Annotated in this window: 17 protein-coding genes; 11 read left to right on the top strand and 6 right to left on the bottom strand. The window is 73.5% G+C overall.

Annotation, left to right across the window (positions count from 1 at the left end):
• The first annotated feature begins 220 nt into the window (after positions 1-220).
• The 3 genes from ACZ7MY_RS20945 (at position 221) to ACZ7MY_RS20935 (ending at position 5,520) form a co-directional block, all read left to right on the top strand.
• On the top strand, positions 221-1,489 hold the full coding sequence (locus tag ACZ7MY_RS20945; RefSeq protein ID WP_499603533.1) for an ABC transporter substrate-binding protein: 1,269 nt from the start codon (positions 221-223) through the stop codon (positions 1,487-1,489).
• A 156-nt stretch (positions 1,490-1,645) separates the two neighbouring features.
• A complete protein-coding gene (locus ACZ7MY_RS20940) occupies positions 1,646-4,477 on the top strand; it encodes a DEAD/DEAH box helicase (protein WP_499603531.1) in 2,832 nt (943 codons plus the stop codon).
• Positions 4,478-4,842: 365 nt separating this feature from the next.
• Complete coding sequence (locus ACZ7MY_RS20935; protein WP_499603529.1) at positions 4,843-5,520, top strand: TetR/AcrR family transcriptional regulator; 678 nt, start codon at positions 4,843-4,845, stop codon at positions 5,518-5,520.
• A gap of 21 nt (positions 5,521-5,541) precedes the next feature.
• Here the strand turns inward: ACZ7MY_RS20935 and ACZ7MY_RS20930 are convergent, their stop codons facing one another.
• From ACZ7MY_RS20930 to ACZ7MY_RS20920, 3 genes are all read right to left on the bottom strand, one after another.
• The gene (locus ACZ7MY_RS20930) at positions 5,542-6,483 is read right to left on the bottom strand and encodes an ADP-ribosylglycohydrolase family protein (RefSeq protein ID WP_499603527.1); all 942 of its coding nucleotides are present in this window, start codon (positions 6,481-6,483) and stop codon (positions 5,542-5,544) included.
• A gap of 127 nt (positions 6,484-6,610) precedes the next feature.
• Complete coding sequence (locus tag ACZ7MY_RS20925) at positions 6,611-6,838, bottom strand: DUF6011 domain-containing protein (RefSeq protein ID WP_499603525.1); 228 nt, start codon at positions 6,836-6,838, stop codon at positions 6,611-6,613.
• Between the two features lie 104 nt (positions 6,839-6,942).
• A complete protein-coding gene (locus ACZ7MY_RS20920; protein WP_499603523.1) occupies positions 6,943-7,800 on the bottom strand; it encodes a siderophore-interacting protein in 858 nt (285 codons plus the stop codon).
• Between the two features lie 165 nt (positions 7,801-7,965).
• Between ACZ7MY_RS20920 and ACZ7MY_RS20915 the strand changes: the two genes are divergently transcribed.
• Positions 7,966-9,324 (top strand): cytochrome P450, encoded by a 1,359-nt coding sequence (locus ACZ7MY_RS20915; RefSeq protein ID WP_499603521.1) that lies wholly within the window; start codon positions 7,966-7,968, stop codon positions 9,322-9,324.
• Here ACZ7MY_RS20915 and ACZ7MY_RS20910 read toward each other — a convergent pair.
• On the bottom strand, positions 9,293-10,210 hold the full coding sequence (locus tag ACZ7MY_RS20910; protein WP_499603893.1) for a 5'-3' exonuclease: 918 nt from the start codon (positions 10,208-10,210) through the stop codon (positions 9,293-9,295). The two genes, ACZ7MY_RS20915 and ACZ7MY_RS20910, sit on opposite strands and share 32 nt — an antisense overlap.
• A gap of 184 nt (positions 10,211-10,394) precedes the next feature.
• Here ACZ7MY_RS20910 and ACZ7MY_RS20905 point away from each other — a divergent pair, with 184 nt between their 5' ends.
• The 3 genes from ACZ7MY_RS20905 (at position 10,395) to ACZ7MY_RS20895 (ending at position 14,209) form a co-directional block, all read left to right on the top strand.
• Complete coding sequence (locus ACZ7MY_RS20905; RefSeq protein WP_499603891.1) at positions 10,395-11,528, top strand: quaternary amine ABC transporter ATP-binding protein; 1,134 nt, start codon at positions 10,395-10,397, stop codon at positions 11,526-11,528.
• Positions 11,521-13,326 carry an ABC transporter permease/substrate binding protein gene (locus ACZ7MY_RS20900; RefSeq protein ID WP_499603519.1) on the top strand — a complete coding sequence of 602 codons (1,806 nt, stop codon included), beginning with the start codon at positions 11,521-11,523 and terminating at the stop codon, positions 13,324-13,326. The genes ACZ7MY_RS20905 and ACZ7MY_RS20900 overlap by 8 nt, the downstream gene beginning before the upstream one ends.
• Positions 13,327-13,432: 106 nt before the next feature.
• Positions 13,433-14,209, top strand: coding sequence for a helical backbone metal receptor (locus ACZ7MY_RS20895; protein WP_499603517.1), 777 nt, complete (start codon positions 13,433-13,435; stop codon positions 14,207-14,209).
• A 78-nt stretch (positions 14,210-14,287) separates the two neighbouring features.
• Here the strand turns inward: ACZ7MY_RS20895 and ACZ7MY_RS20890 are convergent, their stop codons facing one another.
• Complete coding sequence (locus tag ACZ7MY_RS20890) at positions 14,288-17,383, bottom strand: alpha-L-rhamnosidase-related protein (protein ID WP_499603515.1); 3,096 nt, start codon at positions 17,381-17,383, stop codon at positions 14,288-14,290.
• A gap of 953 nt (positions 17,384-18,336) precedes the next feature.
• Between ACZ7MY_RS20890 and ACZ7MY_RS20885 the strand changes: the two genes are divergently transcribed.
• The gene (locus tag ACZ7MY_RS20885; RefSeq protein WP_499603513.1) at positions 18,337-18,789 is read left to right on the top strand and encodes a GNAT family N-acetyltransferase; all 453 of its coding nucleotides are present in this window, start codon (positions 18,337-18,339) and stop codon (positions 18,787-18,789) included.
• Here ACZ7MY_RS20885 and ACZ7MY_RS20880 read toward each other — a convergent pair.
• The gene (locus tag ACZ7MY_RS20880; RefSeq protein WP_499603512.1) at positions 18,773-19,495 is read right to left on the bottom strand and encodes a gamma-glutamyl-gamma-aminobutyrate hydrolase family protein; all 723 of its coding nucleotides are present in this window, start codon (positions 19,493-19,495) and stop codon (positions 18,773-18,775) included. The two genes, ACZ7MY_RS20885 and ACZ7MY_RS20880, sit on opposite strands and share 17 nt — an antisense overlap.
• 104 nt (positions 19,496-19,599) lie before the next feature.
• Here ACZ7MY_RS20880 and ACZ7MY_RS20875 point away from each other — a divergent pair, with 104 nt between their 5' ends.
• The 3 genes from ACZ7MY_RS20875 to ACZ7MY_RS20865 are packed head-to-tail and all read left to right on the top strand — an operon-like array spanning position 19,600 to position 23,236.
• Positions 19,600-21,024, top strand: coding sequence for a glutamine synthetase family protein (locus ACZ7MY_RS20875; protein ID WP_499603510.1), 1,425 nt, complete (start codon positions 19,600-19,602; stop codon positions 21,022-21,024).
• A gap of 8 nt (positions 21,025-21,032) precedes the next feature.
• Positions 21,033-22,439 (top strand): aldehyde dehydrogenase family protein, encoded by a 1,407-nt coding sequence (locus tag ACZ7MY_RS20870; RefSeq protein ID WP_499603508.1) that lies wholly within the window; start codon positions 21,033-21,035, stop codon positions 22,437-22,439.
• Positions 22,440-22,447: 8 nt separating this feature from the next.
• A complete protein-coding gene (locus tag ACZ7MY_RS20865) occupies positions 22,448-23,236 on the top strand; it encodes a 3-oxoacyl-ACP reductase (protein ID WP_089229012.1) in 789 nt (262 codons plus the stop codon).
• Positions 23,237-23,289: the final 53 nt, after the last annotated feature.

The following is a 23,289-nucleotide window of genomic DNA, read 5'->3' as shown; positions in this document are numbered from 1 at the left end:
ACATCAGCGAACACGTGGCCGAACGGGACGGCGCGGGCGGTGCCGCTGCACAGCCCGGCGCCCGGGCCGTTGGGAACCGCGACCAGAAACGCCCCCACCCCTCGCCGAACCGGCCGTCATCTCTTCCCATGGAGCTCCCGCATCACCGGCCCCGGGCGATGGCCCCAGGCCGCGCCCGCGGCGGCCCCCCGCGGTCCCACCCTCCAGGAGCCAGCACACCGTGACCCGGAAACAGCGCCTCAGGCCCACCGTCGTCCTCACCACCGCCCTCGCCTGCGCCCTCACGGCCTGCGGCGGGGACACCGGCAACGTCGCCGACGACGGCCCGGTCGACGCGCACGGCGTGAAGATCGGGCCGGGCGTGACCGACTCCACCATCACCCTGGGCGTCCTCACGGACCTGTCCGGCCCGTACGGCTCCCTGGGCCGCTCCGTGCTGCAGGCCGAGAAGCTCTACGTCGACCAGGTCAACGCCAAGGGCGGGGTGTGCGGCCGCAAGCTCAAGCTGCTCGTCCGCAACCACGGCTACGACGTCGAGACGGCCGTCGTCCAGTACAACGGCATGGAGCCGAAGATCGCCGCGATGCCGGGGCTGCTCGGCTCGACGATCATCAACGCCCTGCTCGACCGCATCGAGGTCGACGACCTGATGACGACGTCGCTGGGCTACTCCTCGGTCCTGCTCGGCCAGGCCGCCCTGACGACGATCAACTCCACCTACGACGTCGACATGGTCAACGGCTTCGAATACCTGGCGGACACCCGGGGCTTCGGACCGGACGACAGGATCGGCATCCTCTACCTGGACGGCGACTACGGCGGCAACGCGCGGCGCGGGGCCAGGTTCGTCGCCGAGCGGCGCGGCATGGTGCTCGTGGAGAAGAAGGTCGGACCCACCCAGGAGGACCTGTCCGAGCAGGTGAAGGAACTCGCCGAGTCCGGCGTGAAGGCGGTCCTGATCAGCACCAGCCCCCCGCAGACCGCCTCGGCGGTCGGCACCGCCGCAGCGATCGGCCTCGACGTGCCGTTCCTCGGCAGCGCGGTCGGCTACGACCCGCAGCTGCTGAAGACCCCCACGGCCCCGGCGCTGCTGAAGATGCTGGAGCTCGTCGCCCCCACACCGGCGATGACCGGCGACTCCCCCGAGGCCGTCGAGCTCGTCGCGGAGTACCGGCGCCGCTACCCGGGGGCCCCGCTGGACCAGGGGCTGGAGACCGGGCACAACACGATGGCCGTCGCCGTCCAGGACCTGAAGTCGGCCTGCGAGGCCAAGGACCTCAGCAGGCTGGGCATCATCGCCGCCCACCGCGGGCTGAAGGGGTTCGACCCCGGGCTCGGCCCGGCCCTCGACTTCTCCGACCCGTGGCGGCCGAGCGCCACCCAGAGCTACATCGTCAAGCCGGCGCAGGGGGTGCCCGGCGGTCTGGCCGGGGTGAAGGACGCCTTCAAGGTCCCGTTGGTGGAGGAGTACATCGCCCGCATGATCTGAGCCGTCCGGGACGCGGGCGCGGGCGCGGCGCGGTGCCCGCGGCGTGGTGCGGGGCGGCGCCCGGGGCGCGACACGCCCGGGCCCCCGCGCGTGGGTTTTGCTTCGGCAAAAAGATCATGTCGACTGTCAGTGCGGCCCGGTAGTCTCGTTTTCAAGATGAACGACGAGATGTCTCCCGCCGAGCGTTACGCGGCGTCCCGGGTCCGCGCCGCCGAGCAGGCCACCGCTCTCGCGGGCTTCCGCGAGCTGTACGACTTCGGGCTGGACCCCTTCCAGATCGAGGCCTGCCGGGCCCTCGAGGACGGCAAGGGCGTGCTGGTGGCGGCACCCACCGGCTCCGGCAAGACCATCGTGGGCGAGTTCGCCGTCCACCTGGCCCTCGGCGAGGGCCGCAAGTGCTTCTACACCACCCCCATCAAGGCGCTGTCGAACCAGAAGTTCACCGACCTCGTCAAGCGCTACGGCGCCGAGCGGGTCGGCCTGCTGACCGGCGACAACAGCGTCAACGGCGACGCGCCGATCGTGGTCATGACCACCGAGGTGCTCCGCAACATGCTGTACGCGGGCTCCCAGGCGCTCGACGGCCTCGGCTACGTGGTCATGGACGAGGTGCACTACCTCTCCGACCGCTTCCGCGGCGCGGTCTGGGAGGAGGTCATCATCCACCTCCCGCAGTCCGTGACCCTGGTCTCGCTCTCCGCGACCGTCTCCAACGCCGAGGAGTTCGGCGACTGGCTCGACACCGTCCGCGGCGACACCCAGGTGATCGTGTCCGAGCACCGCCCGGTGCCGCTGTGGCAGCACGTCCTGGCGGGCCGCCGGATGTACGACCTGTTCGAGGAGAAGCAGGGCGCAGGCCCGGGGGCGCAGCGCGCCGTCAACCCCGACCTGGTGCGGCTGGCCCGGACGGAGAACCAGCGCGCCTTCAACGGCCGCGACCGGCGCGGCGGCAGGATGCGCGAGGCCGACCGCGAGCGGGAGCGCCGCCAGCAGCGCCGGATCTGGACGCCCAGCCGCGTCGAGGTCATCGAGCGGCTGGACGCGGAAGGGCTGCTGCCCGCCATCACGTTCATCTTCAGCCGGGCCGGCTGCGAGTCGGCGGTGCAGCAGTGCCTCTACGCGGGCCTGCGGCTCAACAACGACGAGAACCGGGCCAAGGTCCGCGCCATCGTCGAGGAGCGCACCAAGTCCATCCCCGACGAGGACCTCAACGTCCTCGGCTACTTCGAGTGGCTGGAGGGCCTGGAGCGGGGCATCGCCGCGCACCACGCCGGCATGCTGCCGACCTTCAAGGAAGTCGTCGAGGAACTCTTCGTGAAGGGCCTGGTCAAGGCCGTCTTCGCCACCGAGACGCTGGCACTGGGCATCAACATGCCGGCCCGCTCCGTGGTCCTGGAGAAGCTCGTCAAGTGGAACGGCGAGGCCCACGCCGACGTCACCCCCGGCGAGTACACCCAGCTCACCGGCCGTGCCGGACGCCGCGGCATCGACGTCGAGGGCCACGCGGTCGTGCTGTGGCAGCGCGCCTTCGACCCGGTCCACCTGGCGGGCCTGGCCGGCACGCGCACCTATCCGCTGCGCTCCTCCTTCAAGCCCTCGTACAACATGGCCGTCAACCTCGTCGGCCAGTTCGGGCGGCACCGCTCCCGGGAACTGCTGGAGACCTCCTTCGCACAGTTCCAGGCCGACCGCTCGGTGGTCGGCATCTCCCGCCAGGTGCAGCGCAACGAGGAGGGCCTGGACGGCTACCGCGCCTCCATGACCTGCCACCTCGGTGACTTCGACGAGTACATGTCGCTGCGCAGACAGCTGAAGGACCGCGAAGCCGACCTGTCGCGGCAGGGCGCCAACCAGCGACGGGCGGCCGCCTCCGAGGCGCTGGAGAAGCTCCGTCCCGGCGACATCATCCACGTCCCGGCCGGCAAGTTCGCGGGCCTGGCGCTCGTCCTCGACCCGGGCGTGCCCGCCGGCCGCAGCCCCGGGCACCACAACCGGCACGACCCGTTCCACCACGACGGCCCCCGGCCGCTGGTGCTCACCGCGGAGCGGCAGGTCAAGCGGCTCGGGCAGATCGACTTCCCGGTGCCGGTCGAGGCGCTGGACCGGATGCGCATCCCCAAGTCGTTCAACCCGCGCAGCCCCCAGTCCCGGCGCGACCTGGCCTCCGCCATGCGCTCCAAGGCCGGCACGGCCGGCATCGCGCCGCAGCGGCAGCGCCGCCAGCGCTCGGCCGCCGCCGACGACACCGAGATCGCCCGGCTGCGCACCGAGATCCGCTCGCACCCCTGCCACGGCTGCGACGAGCGCGAGGACCACGCCCGCTGGGCCGAGCGCTACCAGCGGCTGCAGCGCGACACCAAGCAGCTCGAGCGCCGCATCGAGGGCCGCACCAACACGATCGCCCGCACCTTCGACCGGATCTGCGCCCTGCTCACCGACCTCGGCTACCTCGAGGCCGACCAGGTCACCGCCGACGGCCGCCGGCTGGCCCGGCTCTACGGCGAGCTCGACCTCCTGGCCAGCGAGTGCCTCCGCGACGGCGTCTGGGACGGCCTCGGTCCCGCGGACCTGGCCGCCTGCGCCTCCGCGCTGGTCTACGAGTCCCGCTCCGCGGACGACGCCCTGCCGCCGCGGCTGCCGTCGGGCAGCGCCAAGCAGGCGCTCGGTGAGATGGTCCGCATCTGGGGCCGCCTCGACGCCCTGGAGGAGGACCACCGCATCAACCAGGCCGAAGGCGTCGGCCAGCGCGAGCCCGACCTCGGCTTCGCCTGGGCGGCCCACCGCTGGGCCTCCGGCCACGGCCTGGACGCGGTGCTCCGCGACGCCGACATGCCCGCGGGCGACTTCGTGCGCTGGACGAAGCAACTCATCGACGTCCTCGGCCAGATCGCCGACGCCGCGCCCGAGGGCAGCCCGGTGCGGCGCAACGCCCGCAAGGCTGTCGACGGGCTGCTGCGGGGCGTCGTGGCGTACTCCTCGGTGGGCTGACGCCCGCGGGGCGCGCCCGGCGCCGGTGCGGGGTCCCGGCGGGTGCGGGTGTCGGGGTCGGTTGTTCGGCTGTCCCGGCGTCTCGCGCCCTGCGGGCGCACAGCGCCGGCTGCGGACGGGGAGGGCGGAGGCGGGTTGTCGGCGGGGTGCGGCCCGGTGGGCGGCTGAAGTTCAGGCGCCGGAGCGGGGCCGGTTGTTCGTCCGGTTGCGGTCTCGTTGCCGTCCGCGGGTGCAGATGGCCGGTGACCGCGCCTACTCGCGGTCGGCGGCGCGTCCGCCGTAACAGCTTCCCCGGCACCGATCTCCGCCGGCGTGATGTCCGGTCGTCCGCGGACCCGAGCGGGGCCCTGTGCGAGGATCGGGGCGTGAGCACCACGGGACGGCGCGTCGGGCGCCCGCGTGCGCAGGCGAGGCCGGACAGCGGCATGACCGCCCGCGAGGAACTGCTGACCGCCGCGGCCGAACTCTTCACCACGCAGGGCTACGCGGCCACCACGACCCGCGCCGTCGCCGAGCGCGCCGGGATGCGGCAGGCCTCGATGTACCACTACTTCGGCGGCAAGGAGGACCTCCTCGCCGCGCTCCTGGAGGGCACCGTCCGCCCGTCCCTGGAGCTCGCCCACGCACTCGTCGCCCGCACCGACGCCCCCGCGGAGGCCCGGCTGTGGGCGCTGTGCCGGGCGGACGTCGCGCTGCTCTGCGACGGCCCGCACAACCTCGGCGCCCTCTACCTGCTTCCCGAGGTCCGTGCGGGGCGGTTCGCCGGCTTCCGTGCCGTCCGGGACGAACTGAAGGCCGCGTACACCGCCCTGCTGGCTGCGACGACCCCGGGCGCCGCGCTGCCCGCCGCCGAACTGGCCGTCCGCGCCGGCCTCGTCTTCGGCCTCATCGAGGGCGTGATCCTCATCCGGCGTGACGGCCCGGTCCCCGACCCCGCCGCCTTCGCCTCCGCGACCGCCGACGCGGCACTGCGCGCCGCCGGCTGCCCGGACGGCACCCTGCCCGCCCTGCACCGCGCCGCCGAGGCACTTCCGGCGCACTGACGCGGCCCGGCGGCCGTCCGTTCAGTCCCCGGCGAGCCGGACCGCCAGGGCGACCAGGTCCGCCCGGCGCAGCACACGACCCGGAGAGCCGGGCATCGGCACGTGCAGGGGAGCCGTCCAGCGTTCGGGTACGGCCGTGAGGCCGTACACCGCGCCGGCGAGGGTGCCCGTGACGGCGGCGACGGTATCCGTGTCGCCGCCCACGTCGACGGCCGCGCGCAGTGCGGCCTCGAAGTCACCGGTGGTCCGCACGGCCCAGACCGCGGAACCGAGGCAGGGCCACACGGCGCCGTTGAACTCGGTGGCCAGGTCCGGGTGCCAGCCGGGCGCGAGGACGGCCGCCCACCGCTCGTGGAAGGGTTCGGGCACCTGCGCCAGGGCGTCGGCCACGACGGCGGGCGCGACGGGGTCGGCGCCGTCGAGGGCGACGCGTACGAGGTCGTGGAGGATCGCGCTGCCCTCCCAGGCGGCGCGGTCGCCGTGGGTGAGGGCGGCCAGCCTGCGGGCCGCGTGGAGGGAGACCGCGCGTCCCCGTCCGGCGAAGTGGACGGCGGCGGGGGCGGCCCGCATCAGGGCGCCGTTGCCGGCTGCCCGGTGGTTCGTCTGGAAGTGCACCGCCGCCGCCAGGTCCCAGGGGTCCCCGGAGAGCAGGACCGCCTCGGTCTGCAGCCCGATGTCCTTGGGGTCCGCGGCCGCCCAGCGCACGAAGCGTGCGAAGACGTCGGGCAGGTCGAGGGTGCGCCGTTCCAGCAGGGAGTCGGCGACGAGCACCGCCATCTGCGTGTCGTCGGTGGCCTCCCCGGGGTCCCAGCCGCCGCCTCCGCACATCTCGTGACCCGTGCCGGGCTCCGGGAAGCGGGCGCTGAACGCGCCCGGCGGGCCGAACTCGAAGGGCGCCCCGAGCGCGTCGCCGACGGCCGATCCGACGACCGCGCCGGCCGCGCGTTCCCCACGGGGCGTCACTTCCCGCCTCCTGCGGTAGCGGTGAGCGGCGGCGAGGGCATGACGGCCGGGGCGACGCGGTTCCATGGCGTGGGGTGCACGGCTGAACCGTAGGCGGTCGCCGTGCCGTCCGGTGGGGCGGGGGCCTTCACGTGCCCGGCAGGCGGTCCTGTTCGACGTCGAAGCGTCCGACGCGGGGGGCCGTGCCGAGGCCGTGCTTGCGGCGGCAGCCGCGGCCGCGGCCCCACAGCCGGGCGTCGTGCGCGGTCAGCGGCCGGTGGCAGTCGGCGCAGAGGACACGCGGACGCTCCCCGGGCGGCTGCCCGTCGGTCATCAGGCCGGGGAGCGGGGAGGGTTCGGGTACGGGTGCGGCCATGGGGCCAGTGTGGCAGCGCAGGCGGCCGTGCGCGCGGGTGCCGCCCGCTTCGGGGCACTCACGTGCTCACGGCAGGACCGGGGTCGTAAAACGGTGACGGTGCGTCAGGAAGCCAGGGCCCGGGGCGGGTTCTCCTGCTCCTCCTCGATGCGGCGGTTCCACTCCGGCTTGGAGGCCTGCCAGCCGTCCTCGTCGTGCCCGGTGCGCCAGTAGCCCGAGATCGACAGCCGCTCGCGCGGCACGCCGAGTTCGACCCGCAGCAGACGGCGGAGCTGCTTGACGAAGCCCGCCTCGCCGTGGACGAAGGCCTGCACGTCGCCCGGCGGGAACTCCAGCCCCGCCACGAGCCGGACCAGGGCCTCGCCCACCCGGCCGGAGCCGCGGTGGACCCAGACGATCTCGGCGTCACCGGGCGTGGAGAGCTTCTGCTCCTCCTCCGGGCCGGAGACCTCGAGGAACACCCGGGCGGGCGCCCCTTCGGGCAGCCGCTCCAAGGAGGCGGCGATCGCCGGCAGCGCGCTCTCGTCACCCACGAGCAGATGCCAGTCGGCGGCCGCGTCGGGCGCGTAGGCGCCGCCGGGGCCGAGGAAGAGGACCTCCTCACCGGGCCGGACGCGTGCGGCCCACGGGCCGGCCAGGCCCTCGTCGCCGTGGTGGACGAAGTCGACCGTCAGCTCGCGGGTCTCGGCGTCCCACCGGCGCACCGTGTACGTCCGGATGCGCGGCCACTGTTCGCGGGGGAAGTCGGCGCGGATCCGCTGGATGTCGAAGGGCTCGGGGTAGTGCACGCCCTCGGCCGGGAAGAGCAGTTTGATGTAGTGGTCGCTGTACTCGCCGACGGGGAAGCCCGTCAGGCCCTCGCCGCCGAGCACCACGCGGATCATGTGCGGGGACAGCCGTTCCACGTGCTGCACCCGCGCGCGGTTGAGCTGCGGCTTCCTGCGCACCGGACGGTCTGCCATGAGCACACTCCTCGCATCAAGTTAGGCAAGCCTAACCCATTCGCCCCGTCCCGTGCAGCCCGGTCTCGGAAAGATCACGAGATCTTGGAACAGCGGTTCCGATCCGTCGTCCTGAGATTTTGATGGGACGGACGCGATCAGACGCTACCCGGGAGGCCCGCGCGCATGCGTTCCGACACCGCCACCGCGATCACCGCAGGACCGCGCGGACTGCCACTGCTGGGCAACCTCCCGCAGTTCGCCAAGGACCCGCTCACCTTCTTCACCGCGCTCCGCGAGTGCGGGGCCGGGCAGGTCACCTGGGCCATGGGCCGCACCCCCGCGCGCTTCCTCAATGATCCCGCACTCATCGGGGAACTGCTGTCGGCCCGCGAGTCCACCGTCTCCCTGCCCGACCTCGGCTGGTCCTTCCGCTACCTGATGGGCGAGGGCGTCGTCGTCGCCAAGGGCGCCGACTGGCGCCGCAAGCGCTCCCTCGTCCAGCCCTCGGTACGCCCCCGGCAGGTGCGGGCGTACGCGCGGACCATGGCCGACTGCGCGCGGGAGCTCGCCGACCGCTGGGACGGGGGCGAACGGATCGACGTCCGCCGCGAGATGACCGGCCTGACCCAGCGCATCGCCGTACGGACCGTGTTCGGCACCGACGCCGCCGCCCGCGAGGAGGTCATCGGCCGCTGCATGGACGTCGCGCAGCGGCAGATGGGCGCCGAGTTCCGCGGACTGGGCGCGATGCTGCCCGACTGGTTCCGCACCCCGGGCCGGATCCGCTTCAAGGCCGCCGTCGACACCCTCGACGCCGAGGTGGGCCGGATCGTCGCCGCACGCCGCGAGACCGGCGGTGAACGCGACGACCTGCTCGGCCGGTTGCTCGCCGCCGTCGACGAGGAGGGCGTCCCGCTCACCGACAGGGAGATCCGGGACGAGACCGTCACCCTCTACAACGCCGGCCACGAGACCACCGCCACCACCCTCACCTGGGCCTGGCACCTGCTGTCCCGCAACCCCGACGCGCGCGAGGCACTCACCGGGGAACTGCACCGGGTGCTCGGCGGCCGCACCCCCGGCTTCGACGACTACGCGGAACTGCGCTGGACCGAGGCCGTGGTGAAGGAGACCCTGCGCGTACGTCCCACGGTCTGGCTCAACCTGGCCGTCGCCGAGGAGGGCGCCACCCTGGGCGGCGAGCCCGTACCGGCCGGCACCCAGGTCTGGATCAGCCCCTGGGCCACCCACCGCGACCCGCGCTGGTGGCCGCGGCCCGAGGAGTTCCGCCCCGAGCGCTGGCTGGAGGGCGCACCCGACACGATCACCGACCACACCTGGTTCCCCTTCGGCGGGGGCACCCGGGCGTGCCTCGGGGCGCGCTTCGCGATGGTCGAGGCCGTGATCGTGCTGGCCACCCTCGGCAGCCGCTTCCACCTGGACACCGGCGACGAGGAGATCGGGCCGGCCGTCGGACTCACCCTCCAGCCCGACCGCGACGTGCTCGCCGTCACCCGGCCCGTTCCGGCCCCAGCACGCTGAGCAGCCGCTGCAGCGAGCCGCCCAGCCCCCAGCGTTCGGCCAGCGCGGCCAGCTCCTCGGGACGGCGCGGCTCGCGCGGCAGCTCCGGGGTGAACTCCGGCAGCGGCACGTCCGAGGCGACCCGCACCACCTCGGGCGCGACCGCCACGTACTCCCGGGCCTCCAGGAGGCGCTTGCGCTGCGCCGGGGTGACCTTCGAGGCGGGGTCGTGGGCCGCGGCCATGATCCCGGCCAGGTCGCCGTACGCCTCCAGCAGCTTGGCCGCCGTCTTCTCGCCGATGCCCGGCACGCCCGGCAGGCCGTCGCTCGGGTCGCCGCGCAGCAGCGCCAGGGTCGCGTAACCGGGGCCGTCCGTACCGTACTTGGCGCGCAGCCAGGCCTCGTCCACCGCGTCGAGCGCGCCCACGCCCTTGACCGGGTACAGCACCCGCACCCCGCGGGCGTCGTCCACCAGCTGGAACAGGTCGCGGTCGCCCGTGACGATGTCCACCGGGCCCGGCGCCAGTCCCGTCAGGGTGCCGATGACGTCGTCCGCCTCGTACCCCGCGACGCCCACCCGGGCGATGCCCAGCGCGTCCAGCACCGCCTCGATCACCGGGACCTGGGGCGAGAGGGTGTCCGGGACCTCCTCGACGTCCGAGCCGCCGGGCACCTCCTCGGCCACGCGGTGCGCCTTGTACGAGGGGATCAGGTCCACCCGCCACTGCGGCCGCCAGTCCGCGTCCATGCAGGCCACCAGGTCGTCGGGGGAGTGGTCGGAGACCAGGCGGGCGATGAAGTCCAGCAGCCCGCGCACGGCGTTGACCGGCGTGCCGTCCGGGGCGCGCACCGAGTCGGGCACGCCGAAGTAGGCGCGGAAGTAGAGGCTGGCGGTGTCCAGGAGCATCAGGCGTCGAGTCACATGCCGATGATGCCGCACGCCGCCGACACCCCGGCCGCCGTGACCTCCGTCACGGAACGGTTTGCTCCGCTTGCCTCGGGGCAGCCGCCGTCCCGGAGCGGGACAGGAGCGCTCCACGACCAGCGCGCGGGGGCAGCCGGTCGTCCTCCCTACGACACGTGAGGTGTATGTGTACAGGCTGCAGGCAGAGCATCTGTACAAGGTGTTCGGTGCCGACCCCGAGGACGGCGTGCGCCGTCTGGAGGCCGGTGCCGGACGCGACGAACTGCGCGGGAGCGGTACGACGGCCGCGGTGATCGACGCGAGCTTCGACGTCCGCGAGGGCGAGATCTTCGTCGTCATGGGCCTGTCCGGATCGGGCAAGTCCACCCTGCTGCGCACGCTCAACGGACTCAATCCGCCCACCGCGGGACGGGTGCTCTTCGACGGCCGGGACCTCACCGCACTCAGCCCCCGCGAACTGCGCCGGGTGCGCTCGCACGGCATCAGCATGGTCTTCCAGCACTTCGCGCTCTTCCCGCACCGCAGCGTGCTCCAGAACGCCGCGTACGGCCTGGAGGTGCAGGGCGTCGGCCGCAGGGAACGCGAGGAGCGCGCCGCGCGCGCCCTGGAACTCACCGGGCTGTCCGGCTGGGGCGACTCCTGGCCCGACGAGCTGTCCGGCGGCATGCAGCAGCGCGTGGGCCTGGCCCGCGCGCTCGCCACCGACGCCGACGTGCTCCTCATGGACGAGTCCTTCAGCGCCCTGGACCCGCTGATCCGCCGCGACATGCAGGACCAGCTGCTCGAGCTCCAGCGCGGCCTGAAGAAGACCATCGTCTTCATCACCCACGACCTCAACGAGGCCATGCGCCTGGGCGACCGCGTCGCCGTCATGCGCGACGGGCGCATCGTCCAGATCGGCACCCCCGAGGACATCCTGCTGCGCCCCGCCGACGACTACGTCAGCTCCTTCGTGCACGACGTCGACCGCTCCCGCGTGCTGACCGCCGGCACCGTCATGCGGCCGCCGCACCGCCCCGACGCGGGCGAGTGCCGCTGCGAGACGGTCACCCCGCGCACCCCGCTCGCCGACGTCCTGCCGGTCAGCGCGCGCGTCCCGCACCCCGTGGCCGTCCGCGACGAGGCCGGCGACGTGGTCGGCGTGATCGCCAAGGACCGGCTGCTGGCCGCCCTCGGCGACCACGACGGCCCGGTGACGCCCTGCACCGACGAACCGGTCCGGGCCGCCGGCCCCTCGCCCGCGAAGGGAGCCGCGCCCAGGGTGCCGGGCGGGCCGCGGAAGGAGGCGGCGCGTGCCTAGGCTGCCGCTCGGCGACTGGACCGACAGCGCCGTCACCTACCTGCGCGACCACTTCGGTCCGCTCTTCGACGTCATCAGCGCCGTCGTCTCCGGCATGTACGACGGCCTGGACGCCGTGCTCCAGGCCCCCGCCCCGCTGCTGCTCGCCGGCATGCTCGCGATCGTCGCGCTGTGGCTGCGCGGACTGACCGCGGGCGTGCTCGCCTTCGCGGGCCTGGCCCTCGTCGTCTCCGTGCAGCAGTGGGACGAGGCCATGGACACCCTGTCCCTGGTGCTGGTCGCCACCGTGATCACCATCGTGCTCGCCGTGCCGCTCGGCATCTGGTCGGCGCGCAACCGCACCGTCTCCGCGGCCCTGCGCCCGGTGCTGGACTTCATGCAGACGATGCCCGCCTTCGTCTACCTGATCCCCGGCATCTTCTTCTTCGGCGTCGGTCAGGTGCCCGGCATCATCGCCACCATCGTCTTCTCCCTGCCGCCGGGCGTGCGCATGACCGAGCTCGGCATCCGGCAGGTCGACGAGGAGCTCGTCGAGGCCGCGGAAGCCTTCGGCACCGCCCCGCGCAGCACCCTGCTGCGGGTGCAGCTGCCCCTCGCGCTGCCCACGATCATGGCGGGCGTCAACCAGGTGATCATGCTGGCGCTGTCCATGGTGGTCATCTCCGGCATGGTCGGCGGCGGCGGTCTCGGCGCCTCCGTCTTCACCGCCATCAGCCAGGTCGACATCGGCCTCGGCTTCGAGGCGGGCCTGTCCGTGGTCATCCTCGCCATGTACCTCGACCGCGTCACGGGCGCCCTCGGCACCCGCGTCTCCCCGCTCGGCCGGCGCGCCGTGGCCGCGGCCGCCGCGGCCTCCCCGCGCGGTCTGCAGCTGTGGAAGTACCGCCCGCAGACCTCCGTCGCCGTCGTCGGCATCGTCGCCCTCGCCCTGGTCGCGGGCGGGACGGGCGTCCTCGCCGGCGGCGACGAGGGCACCGCCGTCCCCGAGGCCGACGACGTCGGCAAGGGCCGCCAGGTCGACATCGGCTACATCCCCTGGGACGAGGGCGTCGCCTCCACCTACCTGTGGAAGGAACTGCTGGAACGGCGCGGCTACCGGCCGAAGGTCACCCAGTACGACGTCGGCGCCCTCTACACCGGCATGTCCGCGGGGCGGGTCGACTTCGAGACCGACTCCTGGCTGCCCGTCACGCACCGGTCGTACTGGGAGAAGTACAAGAACGAGCTGGACGACTACGGCTCCTGGTACGGCCCCACCTCGCTCGAACTGACGGTGCCCTCCTACGTCAAGGGCATCGACTCGCTGGCCGACCTCAAGGGCAAGGGCGAGCGGTTCGGCGGCCGGATCATCGGCATCGAGCCCGGCGCCGGGATGATGAAGATGCTCAACGACACCGTCCTGGAGAAGTACGGCCTGGAGGGCGAGTACCAGGTCACCACCGGTTCGACGGCGAGCATGCTCGCCCAGCTCGACCGCTCCATCAAGGCGAAGGAGCCCGTCGTCGTCACCCTGTGGTCCCCGCACTGGGCCTACGACGAGCACGGCCTGAAGAAGCTGAAGGACCCGCTCGGCGCCTGGGGCAAGGGCGACGGCATCCACACCCTCGCCCGCGACGGCTTCGCCGGCGACGAGCCGAAGGTCGCGAAGTGGCTGCGGGACTTCCAGCTGAGCGAGGAGGAACTGACCGGGCTGGAAGGCGCCGTGCACAAGGCCGGCCAGGGCCGTGAGCAGGACGGCGTCCGCGACTGGCTCGACGCCCACCCGGGCCTTGCGGACCGGCTCGCCCCGGTCGGCTGACCGGCCCCCCGCCCCGGACGGCGCGGCGCACGGCACTTCCCCTCCCTGGTGCCGGAGCCACGCCGTCCGGCCCTCCCCGCCCGGCGGGGATGGATACGGTGGAGACATGACCCGTCGCGACTCCGGACCCGCACGGCGTGTGGTCTCCCTCGTCCCCTCGCTCACCGAGGCGGTGGCGACCACGGCGCCCGCCCTCCTCGTGGGCGCCACCGACTGGTGCAACCAGCCGGCCGACCTGCGCGTCACACGGGTCCGGGGCACGAAGAACCCCGACATCGCGGAGATCGTCCGGCTCGCTCCCGACCTGGTCATCGCCAACGAGGAGGAGAACCGCGCGCCCGACCTCGCGGCGCTGCGCACGGCCGGGCTGACGGTGCTGGTCACGGAGGTGCGCAGCCTGCCGCAGGCCTTCCGGGAGCTGCACCGCGTGGTCGTCGAGGCCTGCGGGCTGCCGCGCCCGGCCTGGCTCGACGCGGCGGAGAAGACCTGGGCGTCGCTGCCGCCCGTCGCCCACCCGCGCACGGCGTTCGTCCCCGTCTGGCGCCGCCCCTGGATGGTGCTCGGCCGGGACACCTTCGCCGGCGACCTGCTGGCCAGGCTGGGCGTCGAGAACGTCTACGGCGGCCACCAGGAGCGGTACCCGCGGGTGCCCGTCGACGACCTCACCGGGAGCGGCGCGGACCTCGTCGTGCTCCCGGACGAGCCGTACCGCTTCACCGCGGACGACGGCCCCGAGGCCTTTCCGGACATACCCGCGGCCCTGGTCAGCGGCCGTCACCTCACCTGGTACGGCCCTTCCCTCGCCGAGGCGCCGGCCGTGCTCGCCGCCGCCCTCGCCCCACCGGCCCCCGCAGGCCCCGCCCCCGCCCGGCGCGGCGGCTGAGCCGGACGGCCCCCACCGCGGACGCACCCCGGCGTACGCGGGGCCGGAGCCACCGCGTACGCCGGGGAGCGGGCCGGGTCAGCCGTGCGACGCGGCCTTGAAGACGGTCCGGCCGGAACCGACCCGGTAGACGGCCCGCCCGTCCTCGACGCCCAGGTACGTGGCGTCGCTGCCGGCAACCGAGTAGTGGCCGCCGGCCACCACCGGCAGCGCGACCGTCGCCGTCACGTTGACCGGCACCTCGACCGTCGTGTCCACCCCGTGCCGGTTCCGCCGCCAGTCGACGCCGACGGTGCCGCGCTCCGTCCACTGGCTGCCCGAGGCGTGGCTCACGCCCGCGTCCGCCGGGGCGATCCGCACCGACGCGCCGCCCGGGCTGGTCACGGTGAGCCCGAGGACCCCCTCCAGCACCCCGACGACACCGGCGCCGCCCCAGCCGTGCGACATGCTCTCGCTGCTGCTCTGCGACACCTGGCCGGGCGCGCAGTCACTGCTCGCGCAGCCCGGTGTCCACTGCTCCCACAGGAAGGTGCCGCCCTCGGCGAGGACCTGCGCCGGCCCGTCCGCGGAGGGATCGGTGAGGATCCGCACCAGCGTGTCCGGCCGGTCGGTCACCCGCAGCGCCTCCAGCAGGGTCCGCAGCGTCATCGGCCCCTGCCGCATCCCCTGCCGGGACAGTTCCGCGCCCAGCGCGGCGTACTCGGCGGGCTCCGCGACGCCGTAGGCGACCGGGAAGCTCTGCGCGTGCTCGCCGCGGTGCGCGATCAGGGCGCCGTCCGCGGACAGCCCGTCCGACCAGAGCCCGGTGCCGTCCCGCAGGCGCTCGCGCATCGCCGCCGTCAGCTCGTCCGCGCGGCCGGCGTAGACGTCCCGGGTGGCGTGGTCGCCGAGCGCGTCGGCGGCCTCGGCGACCGAGCGCATCGCGCCGACGCCGAGCGCGTTGACGACGGTGCGGTTCACGTTGCCGTCGGTGACATAGCCGTACCGCATCGGCGAGGGCCAGTCGATGATGCCGTGCAGGTAGGCGCCGCTGCCGCCGGGCAGGTCGGCGACCAGGCCGCGGTCGTCCACCGCTGCGGAGACGTAGTCGGCGACGTTGCGCATCACGGGCAGGGCCCGGGCGAGCAGCTCACGGTCGCCCGTCGTGCGGTAGTAGCGCATCACCCACTCGGGGAACATCTCGGTGTAGTCGGGGATGTCCCGCTTGGCGTCGCCGTTGGGGTAGACGGAGTTCAGGGCGCCGTTCGGCCAGTAGCGCGCCTGGGAGTTCATGAAGGACACGATGGCTTGGCGGGTCAGGCTGCGCTCGCCCGACGCGGCCATCGTCGCGAAGGACTCGTCGACGGTGTCGCCGAGGAACTGGCCCTTCTCCCGGGTCGGCGTGTCCAGGAAGACGTTCTGCGCGGACTGCAGCGCCGAACGCTGCATCAGGGAGAAGACCTGGTCCAGGGTGTTGTCACTGCTGCGGAACGTGGCGGGGTGCGCCGCGTCGGTGTTCTGGACGACGGCGCTGACGTCGCGCGCGGTCAGCTTCTCGCCCGGATCGCTGATCTGCAGGTAGCGCCAGCCCCAGTAGGTGAAGGCCCGGGCGGTCTGCGGGCCGTCCTTCTCGGTGTAGAAGAAGCGCATGTTGCTGCCCTGGGTGTCCAGGCCCGACGTCCCCGCGCGGGAGTTCTCCACCCAGCTCGCGGCGGCGTGGTCCTCGCGCAGGGGACGGTCCAGGGTCACCGCCGTGCCGTCCACGGCCTCGACGGTGCGCGTCTCGGGACGCCCGGCGCCGTACCCGGTGGCGGGGGCGTCGACCACGATCTCGTCGCCCGCGTGGACGTTCGCCGTGTTCGCCAGCGTCACGGAGGTCTCCCCGGCGCGCACGGCTGCGGTCAGCGTGGAGTTGCTGCGGCGGTAGCTCGTGGTGAACGTCAACTGCCGGCCGGCGGTGCCGGAACGCAGCCGTACCGAGGGCACCGCGGCGTACACCTTCCCGAAGTCGGCCAGGACGGTGCCGTCGGGCAGGTGCAGCAGCGAGACCGGGTGGACGGTCTCCTGCGTGAGGTGCGCCTGCAGCGCCGACAGGTGGGTGAAGGCGCACGGGGACGAAGCGCCTTCGTAGGGCGCGCAGTTGTCCGGGTTCGGCCGCGGGTGGGCGCCGACGACGGTCGCGGGGGCCCAGGCGGAGTCGTCGTAGCCGGACGTGTTCCAGCCGGTCGGCTCGGCGGTGGCGTCGTAGTACTCCACGCGGTCGCCGGCGTCGCCGTTGCGGTAGGTCAGGGTGTCGACCCGCTGCGGCTCGTAGCGGTGGACCTTCCAACTGCCGTCGGAGACCGCGACGTCACGGGTGCCGTCCGCGTGCTCCACCACGACCTTGACCAGCAGGCCGGAGGGGCCCTCGGGGGCGTTCGGGCCGTTGGCCCGGCCCTGGCACTTGCAGGACCAGTAGTGCGTCAGCACGCCCACGGCCAGGTCCCGGCCCGCCTTGACGCCCTTGAGGGCGGCGACGTCGTAGAAGCCCTCGCCGGCGTACTCGTAGGACGAACTGCGCTGCATGGTCCTGCCGTCGACGTCGACCTGCCAGTCGCCGGAGGCCGCGACGTACACCCGGGCGCCGACCACGGGGCTGCCCGCGGACACCCGTACGACCTTGCGGGCCGCCGTCCACTCGTTGCTCGCGTCGTTGCCCGTCGCGGGACGGCGGATCCACTGGGCGCCGGACCAGTCCTGGTCCGTCAGGCCCGTGCCGAAGGAGGCGCCGGCCGAGTAGGGGGAGGCCTCGCCGGCCCGGTCCCAGGTCCGCACCTTCCACTGGTACACGGTCCCGGGCGCGAGCGCGTGCCCGCCGTACGGCACCCAGGACTGCTCGGAACCGCGGACCTTGCCGCTGTCCCAGACGGTGCGGCCGGCGGGGGTGCGCACGACGACCTGGTAGGCGGTCTGGACCTCGTCCGAGTCGGCGTCACGGGGCAGCCAGCCGAAGCGTGGTGCGCCGTCGAGGGCGAGCGGGTCGGTCCGGTCGTCCACCGTCAGGCCGGTGGGGGCGCCGGGGGCGTGGTTGCGGGGGGCCCGCGCGTGGTCGGCGAAGGCTTGGGGGGTGGCCGCGGCGAGGGTCAGGCCCAGGGAGAGGGCGAGCAGGGCGAGGCGGCGGGGGAGGGGACGGGGGAGGGGCGGACGCCGTTTCATGGGCACCTTTCGGCGAGGTTTAAACGTTTCAATCCGCGTGCGTAAGTTATTGATACGTTTCAATACTGTGAACGGCGAGCCTAGGGAGCCCTCCGGGCCACTGTCAATGTGCCGGCGTGTGGTTGCGCCCGGTGGTTGTGTGCGGGTCCGTTGCGGTTGCGCTGCGCTGTGCTGCCCGGTTGTTGTGTGCCGGTCCGTTGCGCCTGCGGCGGGCGTCCGCCCGCCCCCCCGCCCTCCCCCAGCCTTCGGCCGGGGGGACCCCCATCCGGCATGGTTGGTGCGGGCCTGCGCGGCTGTGCATGGGTGGGCCGGGGGCGGGGCCTCCGGGGTGGGCATTCTGTACCGCATATTTATGTGCATGGCGGGGAGCACTCGTCGGTGCCGTCTGTGCCGCACATCAAATACACGTCAGCGTCCAGAACGCCCACCCCTACGACCCCACCCCCTCCGTATCGACGGCGGCCAACGGCCGGTGGGTGGTCACGAGGCAGCCCGGGGCACCGCACCTGTCCGACGCATCCCCAACTGGACACCCTGCGCCCGCACAACAGGGAGGGGCGTGGCGGGGCGCTCCCCCTGTCAGAAGGCCGGGGAAGCGAGCTGCGGACCCGGTGCCGAATGATGCGGGCTGGACCCGTGGGGCCCCGTGGGGTCAGTGAGCGGTTCGGGGTCACCCAGGTTGCCTCACTGACCCCCAACCGGCCATTGTGCGCCCATACAGCGGGAGGGGGTGTGTCGGGGTGCTCCCCCTTGCCGAAGGCTGGGGGAGTGCGCCGGCGCGGCGCCGACCCCACAACGACGTGCGAGGCCCGCACCGATCGCGCCGGATGGGGGTCCCCCCGGCCGAAGGCTGGGGGAGGGCGGGAGGGTGGGAGACAGCCCGCCGCAGGCGCAAACAACCCGCACACAACCACCGGCGCCGCACACACCCCGGGCACACATACGCTGCACGCATGAGCGACCTCCACATCCGCCCCCTCACCCGCCCCGACATCCCCGCCGTCGTCGCGATGTTCGCCGACGACGGCCTCGGCCGGAACCGCGAGACCCCGGACGACCTGGAGCCGTACTACGCGGCGTACGAACGCGTCATCGCCGACCCCGGCCAGCACCTGGTCGTCGCGGAGCGGAACGGCACCCTCGCCGGCGTGCTGCAGCTCTCGGTGATACCGGGGCTGTCACGGCGCGGCACGACGCGCTCCGTCATCGAGGCCGTACGGGTGCACCGCGACGCCCGCGGGGACGGCCTGGGGACCCTGATGATCGAGTGGGCGGTCGAGGAGTCCCGCCGGCTGGGGTGCACGCTGGTGCAGCTCACCTCGGACCGGGCCCGCACCGACGCGCACCGCTTCTACGAGCGCCTCGGCTTCACCGCCTCGCACGTCGGCTTCAAACGTCAGCTCTGACCGCTGCCCCGCCCGCAGCCCTGACCGCCGCGGCAGCGACCAGCGCCCGCATCACCCGCTCGTCCGCGTCCATCTCGGGGTGCCACTGCACCCCCAGCACGAAGTGGTCGCCCGGCAGCTCCACGGCCTCCGGCGTGCCGTCCTCCGCGTGGGCGGCGACCACCAGCCCGCGGCCGGGGGCGTCCACCGCCTGGTGGTGGTACGTGGGCACCGTCATCGCCTCCGGCACCGCGTCCGCGTAGCGCGTGCCGGGGACCGGTTTGACGGTGTGGCCGCCGAAGACGCCCACCCGGGGGCCGCGGTGCCCGTCGACGTGCTGCACGAGCGTCCCGCCGAGGGCGACGTTGAGCAGCTGCATGCCCCGGCAGATGCCCAGCAGGGGCACCCCGGCGGTGAGGGCGGCGTCGATGAGTGCCAGTTCCCAGGCGTCGCGCTCCCGCGCGGGCGGGTCCGTGCGCGGGTCGCGCTCGGCACCGTACCGGGAGGGCTCGACGTCCGGGCCGCCGGAGACCACCAGCCCGTCCAGCCGGGCCACGGCTTCCGCGGCGTGGCCGGGGTCGTCCGGCGGGAGCAGCGCGGCGAGGCCGCCGGAACGCCGGACGAGCAGCGGGTACCCGGCGGGGAGCAGGGCGGCGGGCAGGTCCCAGCCGCCGAAGCGGGCCGAGTCGACCCAGTAGGTGCTGACACCGATCAGCGGACGGGCCACGGGAGCCTCCTGCGACGCGCGGATTTCTTCTTGCACCGTACCCAACTGGGCCCCGGGCCCGTACTTTTGGATCACCTGTCGGACGGTAGGAGAGGTGATCACCCGTGGTGCACCGAACAGCCCCGCTCAGCACCGACGACCTGCGACGACACGTCGACTCCGGCGAGATCGACACGGTGGTCGTCGCCTTCACCGACATGCAGGGGCGCCTCCAGGGCAAGCGCTTCGCCGCCCGGCACTTCCTCGACGACGTCCTGGAGCACGGCACCGAGGGCTGCAACTACCTGCTCGCCGTCGACGCCGACATGAACACCGTGGACGGCTACGCCCTGTCCTCCTGGGAGCGGGGCTACGGCGACTTCGCGATGCACCCCGACCTCCGCACCCTGCGGGTCACCCCCTGGGACGCCGCCACCGCGCTCGTCATCGCCGACCTGCGGCTGCTGGACCACGGGTCCACGCCGGTCGCCCCCTCGCCCCGGCAGATCCTGCGCCGCCAGACCGAGCGGCTCGCGGAGCGCGGCTGGTCGGCGTACGCGGGTACCGAGCTGGAGTTCATCGTCTTCAAGGACACCTACGAGCAGGCCTGGACGAACGGCTACCGCGACCTGACCCCCGCCAACCAGTACAACGTCGACTACTCCCTGCTCGGCACCGGCCGCGTGGAGCCGCTGCTGCGCCGCATCCGCAACGAGATGGGCGCCGCGGGGATGCGCGTGGAGTCCGCCAAGGGCGAGTGCAACCTCGGCCAGCACGAGATCGCCTTCCGCTACGACGAGGCCCTGGTCACCTGCGACCAGCACAGCGTGTACAAGACCGGCGCCAAGTCGATCGCCGCGCAGGAGGGATACGCCCTGACGTTCATGGCGAAGTACGACCACCGCGAGGGCAACTCCTGCCACATCCACCTCTCGCTCCGCGACGAGGACGGGCAGCCGGTCTTCGCGGACGACGGGGCGGGCGGCGGACCCGGCGGCGGAGCCCACGGCGGCCCCGGCGGCGAGCCGGGCGGCATGTCGGAGACGATGCGGCACTTCCTGGCGGGGCAGCTCGCCGCGCTGCGCGACTTCTCGCTGCTGTACGCGCCCAACATCAATTCCTACAAGCGCTTCCGGCCCGGCTCCTTCGCGCCGACCGCCGTCGCCTGGGGCCCGGACAACCGCACCTGCGCGCTGCGCGTCGTCGGCCACAGCCCCTCCGCGCTGCGCCTGGAGAACCGTGTCCCGGGCGGCGACGTGAACCCCTACCTCGCCGTCGCCGGGATGATCGCCGCCGGCCTGCACGGCGTCGAGCAGAAGCTCCCCCTCCCCGAGCCCGTCACGGGCAACGCCTACGTCAGCGACGGCGTGGCACACGTGCCGGCCACGCTGCGCGAGGCCGCCGAGCTGTGGGAGGCCAGCCCGATCGCCCGCGCGGCCTTCGGCGACGAGGTCGTCGAGCACTACCTGAACATGGCCCGCGTCGAGCAGGACGCGTACGACACCGCCGTGACCGACTGGGAGCGCTACCGCTCCTTCGAACGCATGTGAGGCAGCGAGTGCCCGAAGCACCCCCCGAACCGCTCGAAGCACCCGAACCGCTCGAAACGCTGGACGTGCTCAACCCGGCCACCGAGGAGGTGATCGCCACCGTCCCCGCCGCGGGCCGGGAGGACGTGGACGCGGCCGTCACCCGCGCGGCCCGCGCCCAGACGGCCTGGGCGGCCCTGGCCCCGGCCGACCGGGCGCGGCTGCTGCGCCGTTTCGCGTCCGCCGTGGACGCCCACGCCGAGGAACTGGCCGCCCTGGAGGTCCGCGAGGCGGGGCACACCGTCGGGAACGCCCGCTGGGAGGCCGGCAACGTCCGCGACCTGCTCGACTACGCGGCGGGCGGGGTCGAACGGCTCAGCGGCCGGCAGATCCCGGTGCCCGGCGGGATCGACGTCACCTTCCTGGAACCGCTCGGGGTCGTCGGCGTCATCGCGCCCTGGAACTTCCCCATGCCCATCGCCGCCTGGGGGACCGCCCCGGCGCTCGCGGCGGGCAACGCGGTGATCCTCAAGCCCGCCGAGACCACGCCGCTGACCGCGCTGCGCCTGGCGGACCTGGCGCTGGAGGCGGGCCTGCCCGAGCACCTCTTCCAGGTGCTGCCGGGCGAGGGCCCCGTCGCGGGGGCGGCCCTGGTCGAGCACCCGGGCGTCGCGAAGATCGTCTTCACCGGGTCGACCCGCGTCGGCAAGCAGATCATGGCCACGTGCGCGGGCACGCTCAAGCGGGTCACCCTGGAGCTCGGCGGCAAGTCGCCCAACATCGTCTTCGCCGACGCGGACCTGGAGAAGGCTGCCGCGACGGCCCCCATGGCCTTCCTCGACAACGCCGGGCAGGACTGCTGCGCCCGCACCCGCGTGCTGGTCCAGCGCCAGGTCTACGAGCGCTTCATGGAACTGCTGGAGCCCGCCGTCCTGGCCGTCGGGGTCGGCGACCCCGCCGACCCCGCGACCGACATGGGCCCGCTCGTCTCCGCCGTGCAGCGGGAGCGGGTCCGCGCCTACGTGGCGCCGGACGCGCCCGTCGCGATCCGCGGCACGGCCCCCGAGGGCAAGGGCTTCTGGTACCCGCCGACCGTGCTGACCCCCGCCGACCCGGCCGAGCGCGTCGCGGTGGAGGAGGTCTTCGGCCCGGTCGCCGTCGTCCTGCCCTTCGAGGACGAGGCGGACGCACTGCGCCTTGCCAACGCCACCCCCTACGGACTGTCGGGCTCGATCTGGACCCGGGACGTCGGCCGCGCCCTGCGGCTGGCCCGGGGCACCGCCGCCGGCAACCTGTCGGTCAACTCCCACAGCTCGGTGCGCTACTGGACACCGTTCGGCGGCTTCAAGCAGTCCGGGCTCGGGCGCGAGCTCGGCCCGGACGCGCTGGCCGCCTTCACCGAGACCAAGAACGTCTTCATCAGCACGGAGGAGTGATCCCGGCAATGACGCAAGCAGAAGCAGTGGTGTGCCGCCGCCTGGTGGGCCGGACGGCGGTGGTCACCGGCGCCGGCAGCGGCATCGGGCTCGCCTCGGCCCGCCGGCTCGCCTCCGAGGGCGCGAACGTGGTGTGCGCCGACATCGACGAGGCCGCGGGCAAGGCGGCCGCCGAGGAGACCGGCGGGCTGTTCGTCGAGGCAGACGTCACCGACGCCGGGCAGGTCGAGGCGCTGTTCAAGGCGGCGTACGACACCTACGGCTCGGTCGACGTCGCCTTCAACAACGCGGGCATCTCGCCCCCGGACGACGACTCGATCCTCACCACCGGCATCGACGCCTGGCGGCGCGTCCAGGAGGTCAACCTCACGTCGGTCTACCTGTGCTGCAAGGCCGCGCTGCCCTACATGCAGCGCCAGGGCAAGGGCTCGATCATCAACACCGCGAGCTTCGTCGCCGTCATGGGCGCGGCGACCTCGCAGATCTCGTACACCGCGTCCAAGGGCGGCGTGCTGGCGATGTCCCGCGAGCTGGGCGTGCAGTTCGCCCGGGAGGGCATCCGCGTCAACGCGCTGTGCCCCGGGCCGGTGAACACCCCGCTGCTGCGGGAGCTGTTCGCCAAGGATCCCGAGCGCGCCGCGCGCCGCCTGGTGCACATCCCGGTGGGCCGCTTCGCGGAGGCGGAGGAGATCGCCGCCGCAGTGGCCTTCCTCGCCAGCGACGACGCGTCCTTCATCACGGGCGCGGAGTTCCTGGTCGACGGAGGGATCGCGGGGGCGTACGTGACCCCTCTGTGACCGGTGGTCTGACGGGAATCTTAAGGTCGGGGCCTTAGGGTGACGCCGTGACG

This window comes from Streptomyces sp. NPDC111520, assembly GCF_055635295.1.
Note: the sequence above shows the minus strand (reverse complement) of the source record. Positions and strands in the feature narration are given on the sequence as shown.

What these genes read in the sequence shown, in the direction of transcription:
- ACZ7MY_RS20925 (WP_499603525.1), bottom strand. Translation starts at nt 6,838, where the DNA reads ATGGCCGCACCCGTACCCGAACCCTCCCCGCTCCCCGGCCTGATGACC.
- ACZ7MY_RS20910 (WP_499603893.1), bottom strand. Translation starts at nt 10,210, where the DNA reads ATGCTCCTGGACACCGCCAGCCTCTACTTCCGCGCCTACTTCGGCGTG.
- ACZ7MY_RS20915 (WP_499603521.1), top strand. Translation starts at nt 7,966, where the DNA reads ATGCGTTCCGACACCGCCACCGCGATCACCGCAGGACCGCGCGGACTG.
- ACZ7MY_RS20940 (WP_499603531.1), top strand. Translation starts at nt 1,646, where the DNA reads ATGAACGACGAGATGTCTCCCGCCGAGCGTTACGCGGCGTCCCGGGTC.
- ACZ7MY_RS20920 (WP_499603523.1), bottom strand. Translation starts at nt 7,800, where the DNA reads ATGGCAGACCGTCCGGTGCGCAGGAAGCCGCAGCTCAACCGCGCGCGG.
- ACZ7MY_RS20890 (WP_499603515.1), bottom strand. Translation starts at nt 17,383, where the DNA reads ATGAAACGGCGTCCGCCCCTCCCCCGTCCCCTCCCCCGCCGCCTCGCC.
- ACZ7MY_RS20895 (WP_499603517.1), top strand. Translation starts at nt 13,433, where the DNA reads ATGACCCGTCGCGACTCCGGACCCGCACGGCGTGTGGTCTCCCTCGTC.
- ACZ7MY_RS20865 (WP_089229012.1), top strand. Translation starts at nt 22,448, where the DNA reads ATGACGCAAGCAGAAGCAGTGGTGTGCCGCCGCCTGGTGGGCCGGACG.
- ACZ7MY_RS20885 (WP_499603513.1), top strand. Translation starts at nt 18,337, where the DNA reads ATGAGCGACCTCCACATCCGCCCCCTCACCCGCCCCGACATCCCCGCC.